Origin of the sequence: Nonomuraea maheshkhaliensis (genome assembly GCF_039529435.1) — a bacterium.
In the GTDB taxonomy this organism is placed as follows: domain Bacteria; phylum Actinomycetota; class Actinomycetes; order Streptosporangiales; family Streptosporangiaceae; genus Nonomuraea; species Nonomuraea maheshkhaliensis.
In genome coordinates this window covers 1-12,117 of record NZ_BAAAMU010000082.1, presented here as the reverse complement: position 1 = coordinate 12,117, position 12,117 = coordinate 1, and the positions used below count along the sequence as shown (strand labels likewise).

Annotated in this window: 16 protein-coding genes; 13 read left to right on the top strand and 3 right to left on the bottom strand. The window is 71.4% G+C overall.

The window, feature by feature from the left end:
- Positions 1–19: 19 nt before the first annotated feature.
- The gene (locus tag ABFX54_RS38675; RefSeq protein WP_346111757.1) at positions 20–397 is read right to left on the bottom strand and encodes an ATP-binding protein; all 378 of its coding nucleotides are present in this window, start codon (positions 395–397) and stop codon (positions 20–22) included.
- A 4-nt stretch (positions 398–401) separates the two neighbouring features.
- Positions 402–1,259, bottom strand: coding sequence for an MEDS domain-containing protein (locus tag ABFX54_RS38670; protein WP_346111756.1), 858 nt, complete (start codon positions 1,257–1,259; stop codon positions 402–404).
- A 118-nt stretch (positions 1,260–1,377) separates the two neighbouring features.
- Here ABFX54_RS38670 and ABFX54_RS38665 point away from each other — a divergent pair, with 118 nt between their 5' ends.
- The 9 genes from ABFX54_RS38665 to trpA all read left to right on the top strand — a co-directional run bounded on the left by ABFX54_RS38665 (position 1,378) and on the right by trpA (position 7,973).
- On the top strand, positions 1,378–1,728 hold the full coding sequence (locus tag ABFX54_RS38665) for an STAS domain-containing protein (RefSeq protein WP_346111755.1): 351 nt from the start codon (positions 1,378–1,380) through the stop codon (positions 1,726–1,728).
- Between the two features lie 67 nt (positions 1,729–1,795).
- On the top strand, positions 1,796–2,143 hold the full coding sequence (gene hisI / locus ABFX54_RS38660; RefSeq protein ID WP_428834620.1) for a phosphoribosyl-AMP cyclohydrolase: 348 nt from the start codon (positions 1,796–1,798) through the stop codon (positions 2,141–2,143).
- A 9-nt stretch (positions 2,144–2,152) separates the two neighbouring features.
- Positions 2,153–2,860 carry a Trp biosynthesis-associated membrane protein gene (locus tag ABFX54_RS38655; protein ID WP_346111753.1) on the top strand — a complete coding sequence of 236 codons (708 nt, stop codon included), beginning with the start codon at positions 2,153–2,155 and terminating at the stop codon, positions 2,858–2,860.
- A 110-nt stretch (positions 2,861–2,970) separates the two neighbouring features.
- Complete coding sequence (locus ABFX54_RS38650; RefSeq protein ID WP_346111752.1) at positions 2,971–3,603, top strand: DUF4190 domain-containing protein; 633 nt, start codon at positions 2,971–2,973, stop codon at positions 3,601–3,603.
- 165 nt (positions 3,604–3,768) lie between these two features.
- Entirely contained in the window at positions 3,769–4,317 is a 549-nt protein-coding gene (locus tag ABFX54_RS38645; protein ID WP_106244676.1) for a CD225/dispanin family protein, read from the top strand.
- 46 nt (positions 4,318–4,363) lie between these two features.
- Positions 4,364–4,795, top strand: coding sequence for a DUF2752 domain-containing protein (locus ABFX54_RS38640; RefSeq protein WP_346111751.1), 432 nt, complete (start codon positions 4,364–4,366; stop codon positions 4,793–4,795).
- A gap of 122 nt (positions 4,796–4,917) precedes the next feature.
- Entirely contained in the window at positions 4,918–5,757 is an 840-nt protein-coding gene (gene trpC / locus ABFX54_RS38635; protein WP_346111750.1) for an indole-3-glycerol phosphate synthase TrpC, read from the top strand.
- Positions 5,758–5,777: 20 nt separating this feature from the next.
- Entirely contained in the window at positions 5,778–7,001 is a 1,224-nt protein-coding gene (trpB, locus tag ABFX54_RS38630; protein WP_428834621.1) for a tryptophan synthase subunit beta, read from the top strand.
- 177 nt (positions 7,002–7,178) lie between these two features.
- Positions 7,179–7,973 (top strand): tryptophan synthase subunit alpha, encoded by a 795-nt coding sequence (trpA, locus tag ABFX54_RS38625; protein ID WP_346111749.1) that lies wholly within the window; start codon positions 7,179–7,181, stop codon positions 7,971–7,973.
- A gap of 47 nt (positions 7,974–8,020) precedes the next feature.
- Here the strand turns inward: trpA and ABFX54_RS38620 are convergent, their stop codons facing one another.
- Positions 8,021–8,173 (bottom strand): hypothetical protein, encoded by a 153-nt coding sequence (locus ABFX54_RS38620; protein ID WP_346111748.1) that lies wholly within the window; start codon positions 8,171–8,173, stop codon positions 8,021–8,023.
- A gap of 231 nt (positions 8,174–8,404) precedes the next feature.
- On the opposite strand from ABFX54_RS38620, the gene ABFX54_RS38615 reads away from it, so the two are divergent.
- The 4 genes from ABFX54_RS38615 (at position 8,405) to ABFX54_RS38600 (ending at position 11,704) form a co-directional block, all read left to right on the top strand.
- Positions 8,405–8,884: a DoxX family protein gene (locus ABFX54_RS38615; protein WP_346111747.1), complete on the top strand. Its 480-nt coding sequence runs from the start codon at positions 8,405–8,407 to the stop codon at positions 8,882–8,884.
- Positions 8,881–9,645, top strand: a complete 765-nt coding sequence (locus tag ABFX54_RS38610) for a DsbA family protein (RefSeq protein WP_346111745.1) — start codon at positions 8,881–8,883, stop codon at positions 9,643–9,645. Before ABFX54_RS38615 ends, ABFX54_RS38610 begins: the two co-directional genes overlap by 4 nt.
- A gap of 110 nt (positions 9,646–9,755) precedes the next feature.
- Positions 9,756–11,003, top strand: a complete 1,248-nt coding sequence (gene lgt / locus ABFX54_RS38605) for a prolipoprotein diacylglyceryl transferase (RefSeq protein WP_428834619.1) — start codon at positions 9,756–9,758, stop codon at positions 11,001–11,003.
- Entirely contained in the window at positions 11,000–11,704 is a 705-nt protein-coding gene (locus ABFX54_RS38600) for a VIT1/CCC1 transporter family protein (RefSeq protein WP_346111743.1), read from the top strand. Before lgt ends, ABFX54_RS38600 begins: the two co-directional genes overlap by 4 nt.
- Positions 11,705–12,117: the final 413 nt, after the last annotated feature.

The following is a 12,117-nucleotide window of genomic DNA, read 5'->3' as shown; positions in this document are numbered from 1 at the left end:
GCCCCGCCGCTCCGGAGGCTCAGGCGCGCATGGCGGCGAAGGTGACGCTCGTGCCCGCGGGACCCGACACGATCGTGATGTGCTCGCACAACATGCTCGTCAGCCACAACCCCCGCCCGCAGGAGTCGAACCCCGCGGGCGGGCGCATGTCGCCCATCCACCCCGCCGGCAGCCCCGGCCCCTCGTCGCTGATCTCGCACCACAGCCGCTCGCCCCGCGTCCACAGCCGCAACCGCCCGTGCCCGCCCCCGTGCACGACCGCGTTCGTGACGATCTCGTTGACGGCCAGCACGAAGTCCTCCAGCCCCCTGCCGCTCAGCCCCGCGCGCCCGGCGTGCTCGGCGACGGCCCTGCGCAGGAACGTGATCCGTCCCCGGGCGAAGCTCGTGCAGTACACCTGTCTACACATCGCCGACCCGGCGCACGGCGATGACCTCGTCGGCCCTGATCAGCTTGAGCACCCGGGCCACCGACGCCCCGCACACCACGGAGGTGCTGCCGAGCGGCCTGGCCAGGGCCGTGACGGTGAGCAGCTGCGCCGAGCCGGCGTCGATGAAGTCGAGCCCGGTGGCGTCGACCACGACCTCGCCCGGCTCGTGCTCCAGCCGCGCCAGCAGCGAGGCGAACGCCGGCCGGTTGGTCAGGTCGACGTCACCCCACACCCGCAGCCCCGGCGGCGAGCAGGTGTTGGCGAAGCGCAGCAGCGCCTGCTCGGGGGAGATCGGATGCACCGAGGCGGCCCGGTCGAGGGCGTCGCGGGGGAAGAGCCGGCGGTCGTACTGGCACACGGCGGCCAGCCACCGCTCCCCGAACAGCTCGTTGGTCGCCGCCTCGAACGTCGCCTGCCCGCGCGCGTCGGCCACGCCCCAGGAGGCGTCGATCAGCGCGTACACGCCGTGCTGCCCGTGCTCGCGGGCCCGGTCGTGGGCGCCGGCCAGCTTCGCGTGCACCCGTTCGGGATCGAGCGAGCCGCCGGTGAAGTAGGTGTCGGCGCACGCCACGATCTCGATCCGCCCGGCGTGCTCGGCGTCGGCGAACCCCGGCACCAGCGGAGCCAGCCACGCGCGGGTCCGCTCGGGGCTGTCGGCGTGCGTGATGAGCACCACCTTGGTCCGGCGGCGCAGGCCGTTCATGGTGAACGCCTGAGTGGCCGTCATCCGCTCCCGCTCGCCCTCGAACGGCAGGCAGACGTGATCACCCAGGTCGGGATCGAGGACGGAGCCCGCGACGTGCACCACGATCGTGTCCTCCCCTAGCACGCGTCGGCTCTGAAATTACTCCGGTCCACGCCATCACGTAGCGCATTCTCTGTAAAACCCACTGTGACGCGCCCCAGACCGGTGTACCTTTTCGGCGGGGCCACCCGTGGGAGGGGACATGAGGAGCATGGGCGTGGATGTGCTGGAGATGTCACGACATCAACACGGGGAGCTCGTGGTGGTCAGCCTGGCGGGTGAGCTCGACGTCGACAACGTCTCCCGGGTGCGCCAGTGTCTCGACGAGGCCGTCCGTGCGCACGGCCCCCGGCTGGTGGTCGATCTGAGCGGGCTGACGTTCATCGACACCACGGGGCTCGGCGTGCTGGTGCGGCAGCTCGCCGCGCTGCGCGACCGCGACGGGACCATGGCCCTGGTCGTCCCCGACGGGCTGGTGCTGCGGCGGCTGCGGCGCACCAACCTGGCGCCGTTGTTCCCCATCTACGACACGCTCTCCCAGGCCCTGGCCTGAGCCCCGGGGGAGGCGGGCGCGGCACAGCGGTGGCGGGGGCACCACCCTGGGCTGGTTGAATGGCAGCATGTCGCTCGACCCCAAGATCGCCGCCCGGCTCAAGCGCAACCCCGACGGCCTGATCCCCGCCATCGCCCAGCAGTACGACACCGGTGAGGTGCTCATGCTGGCCTGGATGAACGACGAGGCCCTGCACCGCACGCTCACCACCGGCCGGGCCACCTACTGGTCGCGCAGCCGGGCCGAGTTCTGGGTCAAGGGCGACACCTCCGGCCACGTCCAGCACGTCAAGTCGGTGGCGCTCGACTGCGACGGCGACACCCTGCTCGTCAAGGTCGACCAGGAGGGCGCGGCCTGCCACACGGGTGATCGCACCTGCTTCGACGCCGACCGGCTCGACATCGCGCTGAGCTAGGCGGACGGCATGGGGGCTGACAGGACAGAAGGGCCGGACGGGGCAGAGCGGGCTTCCGGATCGGACGGGTCTCATACGGCGGCCGGCCGGGCGGCCGGATCGGACGAGACTCATACCGAGGCCGGCCGGGCGGCCGGATCGGGCCGGGCCTCCGGGCGTGGCGAGCTGTGGGGCTGGGTCGTGGCGACCGCGCTCGGCTGCCTCCTGGTGCTCTTCGCCGCCGGGCAGACCTGGGCGCGGGTGCTCGGCGGCCCCGGCGCGGTCGCGCCCACCGGCGGTGACCTCGGCCCGGTGCTGACCCCCGCCGCGCTGTCCGGGCTGGCCGGGGTGGTGGCCGTGCTGGCCGCCAAGGGACTCGGCCGCCGCGTCGTCGGCATGCTGCTCGCCCTCTGCGGCGTGGCCGCCGCGGCCGGGACGTGGACGGCGCTCGACGACGCCGGCGTCACCGGCTGGCTGCGCGAACGCAACGAGCTGCACGGCGTCACCGACCTGCCCTGGGAGCCGGTGGCCTGGTGGCCCGTCGTGTCCGGCGCGGGAGCCGTACTGATGATCGCCGGGGGAGCGGTCGCGGTCGTGCGCGCGGGCGCGTGGGCCGGCATGTCGGCCCGCTACGACCGCGAGAAGAGCCCGCCCGCCGGCGCGCAGGCGCAGGTCGCCGACGACAGAGCGCTCTGGGACGCCCTCGACCGCGGCGACGACCCGACCGATTCCCGCTGAGCACCCGGCCCTGGCGAAATCTCCATTGTTCTGAAGCCTTGTCCGCCAGGCGGACGTTTCCTCAATAAGCTGCCGTTGCAACTCGCCACGGACATTTGAGGAGCCGGCTCATGAGCTACGGGGATCAGGGTGAAAACGGCGGCTATGGTGCCCAGCCGCCGGGGGGAGGCTACGGTCAGCAATCGCCCGGCTACGGCCAGCAGCCCTACGGTGGCGACGGGAGCTATGGACAGCAACCCCAGAGCGGCGCTTACGGCCAGCAGCCCCAGAGCGGCGCTTACGGACAGCAGCCGCCGAGCGGCGGCGGTTACGGACAGCAGCCGGCCAGCCATCCGCAGCAGCTCGGCTACGGGCAAATGCCTCCCAGCGGGGGCTACGGGCAGCAGCCGCCCAGCTACGGCGGTTACGGTCAGCAAGGCTATGGCCAGCAGGGCTACGGGCAGCCGGGTTACTACGCGCCGCCCCGCTCCACCAACGGCATGGCGGTGGCCTCGCTCGTCCTGGGCATCATCGGCCTGATCTTCTGCGGCCTGACCAGCATCCCCGGCGTGATCCTCGGCCACATCGCGCTCAACCGGATCAAGCGCACGGGCGAGGAGGGCTCGGGCATGGCGGTGGGCGGTCTGGTCACTTCGTACATCACGGTTGTCATCTGGGTGTTGTGCTGGCTCATCTTCGGCGGCATGCTGCTGTCCCTGATGGGCCTGAGCGCCGCCGCCACGTCGTCCTCGTACGACTACTGAAACCGGCGGCGACATGTGCCGCGCGTAGCCGGACCGTGACGACCCGCTTGCGGTCCGATTACGAATTGTCCGCAAGATGGGCGTTAGTCCACGTAGTAGATGGTTTCTCGCTAGGCTGCCGCGCGCAACTCAGACTCAAAGATGACGACATGAGGGGTCATTAGCATGAGTTACGGTAACCAGGGCGACGGCGGATACGGCGCTCAGCCGCCCGGCGGCGGTTACGGTCAGCAGCCTCCGAGTGGCGGCGGTTACGGCCAGCAGCCCCCCAGCGGTGGCGGTTATGGCCAGCAGCCTCCGAGTGGCGGTGGCTACGGCCAGCAGCCCCCCAGCGGTGGCGGCTACGGCGGTGGCTACGGGCAGCAGCCCCCGAGCGGTGGCGGCTACGGCCAGCAGCCTCCCGGTGGCTACGGCGGCGGTTACGGCGGCGGCCCCGGCGGCAACCCGCCGGACAACCACCTCGTCCCCGCCATCCTCACCACCCTCTTCTGCTGCCTCCCGCTCGGCGTCGTGTCGATCGTCAAGTCGTCGCAGGTGAATCAGAAGTGGCAGATCGGCGACTTCGCGGGCGCTCAGCAGGCGTCCGAAGAGGCCAAGACGTGGTGGAAGCGCAGCCTGATCATCGGCGCCGTCGGCTACGGTCTGCTGATCATCGCGTACGTGCTGTTCTTCGTGATCTTCGCCGCCAGCATGTCCTCGTACTCGTCGTACTAGGCCGCGTGAGACGACGAGCACGTACCGGAAGGCGGATACTGAGAGCATGAGCTTCGCAACCACCGAGCGGCACGGCACGAGACGCCTGAAGGCCTTGCTGCCGCCGCTCGGTGTTGCGGCCGCCGCCGGCGTGGCGTTCGCGGTGGTCGGCCTGGTGGATCCCAACGAGCCCGGTCACTATCCGACCTGCCCGTTCCTGGAGATCACCGGGCTCTACTGCCCGGGGTGCGGCACGCTGCGCACCATGCACGCCCTGGCCCACCTCGACCCGGTCGCCGCGCTCGGGCTCAACCCGCTCGCCATGGCGATGATCCCGTTCCTGCTGTTCTGGTGGGGACGGTGGGTCCTGCGGTCGTGGCAGGGGCGGCCGAGACGCACGACGCTGGCGCATCCGGCGTGGCTGTGGGTGTTCATCGGAGTGGTCATGGTCTACTGGGTCGTCCGTAATCTGCCCTTCGGGGCGTTCCTCGCTCCCTGACCGGGTGCCGGTGGCGAGGTGACCCCACGCGGGCCGATACCATCGCAGGATAAAGGCGAGAGAGCGGACGCGACGCGAACTCTCCGCCGCCCCCAGCAGCCGACCGGAGGGACCTCAAGCGCGTGAGTGAGCGGACGGAAGGGCCGAGCGTCCTCGACGACATCCTCGACGGGGTGCGCGCCGACCTCGCCGCACGTCAGCGGGACGTCTCCATTGACGAGCTCAAGCAGCGAGCCGAGCGGGCGCAGCCGCCCAGAGACGCCATGGCCGCGCTCGGGGGCGACAGGATCTCGGTGATCGCCGAGGTCAAGCGCTCCAGCCCGTCGAAGGGCGCGCTCGCCGCGATCGCCGACCCGGCGGCGCTGGCGGCAGACTACGAAGCGGGCGGCGCCCACGTCATCAGCGTGCTGACCGAGCGGCGCAAGTTCGGCGGCAGCCTCGAAGACCTGGCCGCGGTCCGCGCCCGCGTCGACATCCCGATCCTGCGCAAAGACTTCATCCTCACCTCCTACCAGCTCTGGGAGGCCCGTGCCCACGGCGCCGACCTGGCCCTGCTCATGGTCGTCTGCCTGGAGCAGGAGGCGCTGGTGTCGCTGATCGAGCGGGCCGAGTCGATCGGGCTCACCCCGCTGGTCGAGGTGCACACCGAGGACGAGCTCGATCGGGCGGTCGCCGCCGGCGCCCGGGTCATCGGCGTCAACGCGCGCAATCTGAAGACACTCGAGGTCGACCGCGACGTCTTCACGAAGCTGGCGCCGAAGATCCCCGATAATGTGATCAAGATCGCCGAGTCGGGGGTGCGCGGGCCGCACGACCTGCTCGCCTACGCCCGTGGCGGCGCCGACGCCGTGCTGGTGGGGGAGAGCCTGGTCACCGGAAAGGACCCGCGCAAGGCAGTGGAGGCGCTGGTGACCGCCGGCGCCCACCCGTCGACGCGCCCCGACCACTCAGCAGAGGGATAGCAGTGGCAAACGAAGGCACCATCCTGACCGCCGCCGACCTGGCCGGCAACGGCGCGCGTGGCGACGACCCCGACGTGCACGGCAAGTTCGGCATCTTCGGGGGCCGCTACGTGCCCGAGGCGCTCATCCCGGCGCTCGACGAGGTCGCCGCCGTCTACGAGAAGGCCAAGAACGACGCGGAGTTCATTCGCGAGTTCGACCACCTGCTGCGCACCTACGCGGGCCGGCCCACCACGCTGACCGACGTGCCGCGCTTCGGCGAGCAGGCCGGCGGCGCCAGGATCGTGCTCAAGCGCGAGGACCTCACCCACACCGGCGCCCACAAGATCAACAACGTGCTGGGCCAAGCGCTGCTGACCAAGCGGCTGGGCAAGAAGCGCGTGATCGCCGAGACCGGCGCCGGCCAGCACGGCGTGGCCACCGCCACCGCCGCGGCCCTGCTCGGGCTGGAGTGCGTCATCTACATGGGCGCGGTCGACTGCGAGCGCCAGGCGCTCAACGTGGCCAGGATGAAGCTGCTCGGCGCGACCGTGGTGCCGGTGACCAACGGCTCCCAGACGCTGAAGGACGCCATCAACGAGGCCTTCCGCGACTGGGTGACCAACGTCGACACCACTCATTACCTGTTCGGCACCGTGGCGGGGCCGCACCCGTTCCCCGAGATCGTGCGCGACTTCGCGCGCATCATCGGCGTCGAGGCCCGCCGCCAGATGCTGGAGCTGACCGGCGCGCTGCCCGACGCGGTGTGCGCGGCGGTCGGCGGCGGCAGCAACGCGATCGGCGTCTTCCACGCCTTCCTCGACGACCAGGACGTCGCGCTCCACGGCTACGAGGCCGCCGGCCACGGCCTGGAGAGCGGCGAGCACGCGCTCACCCTCACCGCCGGCTCGGTCGGCGTGCTGCACGGCTCGCGCACCTACGTGCTCCAGGACGACGAGGGCCAGACCATCGAGTCCCATTCCATCTCCGCCGGGCTCGACTACCCGGGCGTCGGCCCCGAGCATGCCTGGCTGAAGGACACCGGCCGCGCCACCTACCACGGCGTCACCGACGACCAGGCCATGGCCGCGTTCTCGCTGCTGGCCAGGACCGAGGGCATCATCCCCGCCATCGAGTCCTCCCACGCGCTGGCCGGTGCGCTGGAGCTGGGCCGCGAGCTCGGCCCCTCGGCCACCATCCTGGTCAACCTGTCCGGGCGCGGCGACAAGGACATGGGCACGGCGATGAAGTACTTCAACCTCTGACACCTGCGGGCCCTGTGACACTGCGGCTTGACGGTTCTGCGGCCCGGCGGCTTGGTGGCGGCTTTGTGGCGGCCGGGCCCCCGCCGCGGCACATCGGCGCCCGACCGGCGCGGGGGATTCTGGGGCGGGCGCGCGGCAGGGCATCATGGTGAGACTCGACCTTCGAAACGGATAGACATGACGACTCTTCAGACGGTTTTCGCCAAGGCCAAGGCGGACAACCGGGCCGCGCTCGTCGGCTACCTGCCCGCCGGTTTCCCCTCCAAGGACGGCGCCATCGCCGCCGCCGCGGCCCTGGTGGAAGCCGGCTGCGACGTCATCGAGATCGGCCTGCCCTACTCCGACCCGCTCATGGACGGGCCGACGATCCAGGACGCCGTGCACAGGTCGCTGACCAACGGCACGCGCATCGCCGACGTGATGCGCACGGTGGAGGGCGTCGCCGCGACCGGCGCCGCCACGCTCGTCATGACGTACTGGAACCCGATCGACAAGTACGGCGCCGACCGGTTCGCGCGCGACCTGGCCAACGCGGGCGGCGTCGGCACGATCACGCCCGACCTGACGCCCGAGGAGTCCGAGCCGTGGCGCGCCGCCTCCGCGGCGGCCGGCATCGACACGGTCTTCCTGGTCGCGCCCAGCTCCACCGAGCAGCGCATCAAGGCCGTCGTCGACTGCTGCACCGGCTTCGTGTACGCGGCCTCGCTCATGGGCGTCACCGGCGCCAGGGAGAGCGTCAACGTCGCCGCCGAAGGGCTGGTCGAGCGGACCAAGGCCCACACCGACCTGCCGGTGTGCGTCGGGCTCGGCGTCGGCACCGGCGCGCAGGCGGCCGAGGTGGCGGCCTACGCCGACGGGGTCATCGTCGGGTCGGCGTTCATCCGCCGCATCCTCGACGCGCCCGACGAGGCGGCCGGCCGGGAGTCCATCGCCACGCTGGCCAGGGACATGGCGCGAGGCGTACGTCGCTGAGCGAACGTCGGTCAGCCGCTTGAACGCGGGGCCGCGTGCGCCGGCGCTCACGTACGTGCCGCCGCCGCCTGGGCGCCCACGGGAGCCGCGCTCCCGGTGCCGCGCCGCCGGGACCGGGCGGCCATCAGCCAAGGGCCCCGCTCGCTGAGCGGCGCGGCCCGGATGCCGTGCGCGGGGACGCCGGCGCGCTTGGGGATCATGTTCACCGCGTGACCCGGGTGCCGTGTGCGGCGTCGCGATTCTTCGTGCCGCTTGTCGGGAAAAGCGGCGACTCTCCCAGGTCGCCAGGGGGAACGCGCTTAGCTGATGCTTATCCGCGGCGTGGTCAGATGGAGATCCCGGTACTTTGCGCGACTTCCGCGCAGATCCAGAGGAGAACACACGTGGCCGCGGAACTAGCGTTGCCGAGGGCGACAACGGCGATACCCTGGGTGACAACCGTTGCCCGGCTCGTGCTGGGCGGGGTGCTGATCGCGGCGGGCGCGCTCAAGATCGGCAACCCGGCCGACTCCGTCGTGGCGGTCAAGGCCTATCAGTTGCTGCCTGAGCCGGTCGCCGTCGCGGTGGGATACGCCCTGCCGATCCTGGAGATCGTGGTCGGCGTGCTGCTGATCGTCGGGCTGCTCACCAGGGTGGCCGCGGCGATCGCCGGGCTGCTCATGTTCGCGTTCGTGTTCGGGATCGCCTGGGCGTGGGCCAACGGCCTGCGGATCGACTGCGGCTGCTTCGGCGGCGGCGGGCAGCTGGGGGTGGGCCAGGAGCCGACCTACCTGCTCGACATCCTGCGCGACTTCGGCCTCGTCCTGCTCGGCGCCTGGACGGTGCGCTTCCCGCCGGGCCGCTTGGCGCTCGACGGTGCCCTCGGCATCGAGGGTGACACAGGTGATGACGACGAGGGGGACCGGCGATGAGCAAGGGCGACCGTACCAAGACGAAGTCGCAGTCGGCGCGCGAGAAGATCAAGGCGCAGCAGGCGGAGGCACGGGCGAAGGAGAAGCGCCGCAAGGTGGTGGCCTACACGACCGCGAGCGTGGTCGCGGTGGCCGCCGTCGGGCTCGGCGCGTGGTACGCCGCCAGCATCTCCCGCTCCGAGGAGGCCGGCGCGGCGCTCGCGCCGATCACCGTGCAGCCCGACGGCAGCGTCGTGATGGCCAACGCGGGCGTCACCAAGCCCGTGGTGGACATCTACGAGGACTTCCAGTGCCCGGCCTGTAAGGAGCTGGAGCGGGTCAGCGGCCCGACGTTCAAGAACCTCGCCGCCGAGGGCAAGGCCAAGGTGGTCTTCCACCCGATCACGATCTTCTCGCAGGAGCCGACCAAGTCCAACTCCGTACGGGCGGGCAGCGCGGCCAGGTGCATCGCGGACGGCAAGCAGTGGATGGCCTTCCACGACCTGCTCTACCAGAACCAGCCCCCCGAGAGCGAGGTGGGCTTCACGGCCGACCAGCTCAAGCAGTGGGGCAAGGACGCCGGCGTCACCGATCCCGGCTTCGACGCCTGCGTGACCTCGAACAAGAACGCCGACGCGCAGCTCGCGTACAGCAAGAAGGTCAGCGAGGAGCAGAAGCTCGACCACACGCCGACAGTGAAATTGAACGGTACAGAGATAGACAATCCGGTACTGTTCAGCCCGTCGCAACTTCGCGATGAGATTACGAAGGCGGCCAAGTAGCCTCGCTTCCGCTACCCTCACCTGACATGCCCCTTGCCTCGATTCCCAGCCCTTCCCAGGGGGTCTGGTATCTCGGAATCATCCCGATCCGGGCTTATGCGCTATGCATCGTGCTCGGCGTCATCGTCGCCGTCTGGCTGAGCGAGCGGCGCTGGCGCGCCCGCGGCGGCCAGCAGGGGACGATCATCGACATCGCGGTCCCCGCGGTCATCTTCGGCCTGATCGGCGGCCGGCTCTACCACGTCATCACCGACTGGCAGACCTACTTCGGCCCGCGCGCGATCAAGGAGCCCATCCAGGCGCTGTTCATCTGGGAGGGCGGCCTCGGCATCTGGGGCGCGGTCGCGCTCGGCGCCCTCGGCGTCTGGCTGGCCGTGCGCAAGCGCGGCATCTCCATGGGCGCGGTCGCCGACACGGTCGCGCCCGGCATCGCCTTCGCGCAGGCCATCGGCCGCTGGGGCAACTGGTTCAACCAGGAGCTCTACGGCTCGCCGACCACGCTGCCGTGGGGGCTGGAGATCGACGTCGAGCACGGCGGCGAGCCCGGCGTCCTCTACCACCCGACCTTCCTGTACGAGTCGCTGTGGGACCTCGCGCTCGGCTTCGCCCTCATCTTCGCCGGCCGTGCCCTGGCGCTGCGCCACGGGCGGCTGTTCGCCCTCTACGTCGCCGGCTACACGCTCGGCCGCTTCTGGATCGAAGGGCTGCGCATCGACCCGGTCGGCGGCGTCGACCACGCGGTGTTCTTCCTCGGGCTGCGGATCAACCAGTGGACCTCCATCGTGCTGTTCGTGCTCGCCCTGGTCTACTTCTTCGCCACCCGCAACAAGACGGGCGTGGAGATCGTCTCGCCACCGTCGGCTGACGAGCCCGGCACGCAGGCCGACGCCGACCCGGAGCATTCGGCGGGCCAGGCCGATCCCGGCACGGGCGAGTCCTCCAAGACCGACGCCCCTCCAGGCGACGACCCCACGGCCGACGAGACTCCGGATCCGGAAACGACGACGGAGCCGTCCACGGGGCCTTCGGCGCAGGAGCCTGCCGCCTCCGACCAGCCGGAGGCAGGGGACCGGCAGCCGGGCACGACCGTCACCGAGGAGCCCGCGGACACGGCGGAGCCGACGCGTACGGGGAGCTCCCAGGACGACACCGCGGATGCCACCGACGACGCACCGGCGGCCCCTCAACCCACCACGACCGGCTCCACTGAGACGGGTTCGGCGGCGGAGGAAGCTGCTGCCGACACCGACACCGACACCGACGCGGGCACCAAGGCGACGGACAACGACCCGGGAGAGCCTTCCACCGCCGCATCTCCCGAGCCTGAACCCGCGACGAAGGAGAAGAACTCTCGATGAGCGGTCGCGCGGAGGCCCACCACCGACATCGCGACGTCACCGGAGGCTGGCTACGGCCATCGGTGTTCGGCGCGATGGACGGCCTGGTGTCGAACTTCGCGCTCATCGCAGGCGTCGCGGCCGGCACCGCCAACACCAGGATCATCGCCCTCGGCGGGGCCGCCGGCCTGGCCGCCGGGGCGCTGTCCATGGCGGGCGGCGAATACGTCTCGGTGGCCAGCCAGCGTGAGCTGGCCCAGGCCGAGATCGCCGTCGAGCGGCGCGAGCTGGCCAGCCATCCCGACGACGAGCGGGCGGAGCTGGCGCAGACGTTCGTGGACCGGGGCGTGGCGCCCGACCTGGCCGCCGAGGTGGCCAGGCAGATCTCACTCCATCCCGACCAGGCGCTGGAGATACACGCGCGCAACGAGCTCGGGGTGGCGCCAGGCGATCTGCCGTCGCCGGTGGTGGCGGCGGTGTCGTCGTTCCTGTCGTTCGGGGTGGGGGCGCTGCTGCCGCTGCTGCCGTACCTGCTCGGGGCGCACGACCTGCTCTGGTCGGCCGGACTGTCCGGAGTGGCGCTGTTCGCGGCCGGGGCGATCGTCTCGGTGGTGACGGCGCGCAGCTGGTGGTATTCCGGGCTACGCCAGCTACTGGTGGGGGCGGTCGCGGCGGCGGTCACCTTCGCCGTCGGAAACCTCGTCGGGGCGGCGGGGCTGTGATGGCCCGTAAAAGATCACCGTCCGGCTCCAAGGGCGGCCGTTCGGGCGGCAACGACGAAACGGGCCGCACCAGAGGAAGCCGCTCGACCCCGGCCACAGACAGCACCGGCTGGCCCGCCGCGGACCCAGGCAACCACCACGGCACACCCCTGGACCCGGCCTGGCCCGGCGCGCCGACCGCCGACGGCCCCCACGCCATGGACACGGACGCCGGCCGGCACGCCGGGACCCCTGACGACGGCCGGCACGGCGGAACTCCTGACGCTGGACGGCGAGGTGCCGGCGCCGAGAGCGGCCGGCGCGGTACCGGTACGGACGGAGGCTGGCATGGCGCGGCCCCGGAGAGCGGCCGGCGTGGTGCAGGCGCGGATGGCGGCCGGCGTGGCGCAGGTCCGGAAGGCGGCCGCCGTGGC

Bases quoted from the DNA above. Each gene is read 5' to 3' on its own strand.
- ABFX54_RS38665 (WP_346111755.1), top strand. From the start codon at position 1,378: ATGAGGAGCATGGGCGTGGATGTGCTGGAGATGTCACGACATCAACAC.
- hisI (WP_428834620.1), top strand. From the start codon at position 1,796: ATGTCGCTCGACCCCAAGATCGCCGCCCGGCTCAAGCGCAACCCCGAC.
- ABFX54_RS38655 (WP_346111753.1), top strand. From the start codon at position 2,153: ATGGGGGCTGACAGGACAGAAGGGCCGGACGGGGCAGAGCGGGCTTCC.
- ABFX54_RS38650 (WP_346111752.1), top strand. From the start codon at position 2,971: ATGAGCTACGGGGATCAGGGTGAAAACGGCGGCTATGGTGCCCAGCCG.
- ABFX54_RS38645 (WP_106244676.1), top strand. From the start codon at position 3,769: ATGAGTTACGGTAACCAGGGCGACGGCGGATACGGCGCTCAGCCGCCC.
- ABFX54_RS38640 (WP_346111751.1), top strand. From the start codon at position 4,364: ATGAGCTTCGCAACCACCGAGCGGCACGGCACGAGACGCCTGAAGGCC.
- trpA (WP_346111749.1), top strand. From the start codon at position 7,179: ATGACGACTCTTCAGACGGTTTTCGCCAAGGCCAAGGCGGACAACCGG.
- ABFX54_RS38620 (WP_346111748.1), bottom strand. From the start codon at position 8,173: ATGATCCCCAAGCGCGCCGGCGTCCCCGCGCACGGCATCCGGGCCGCG.
- ABFX54_RS38610 (WP_346111745.1), top strand. From the start codon at position 8,881: ATGAGCAAGGGCGACCGTACCAAGACGAAGTCGCAGTCGGCGCGCGAG.
- ABFX54_RS38600 (WP_346111743.1), top strand. From the start codon at position 11,000: ATGAGCGGTCGCGCGGAGGCCCACCACCGACATCGCGACGTCACCGGA.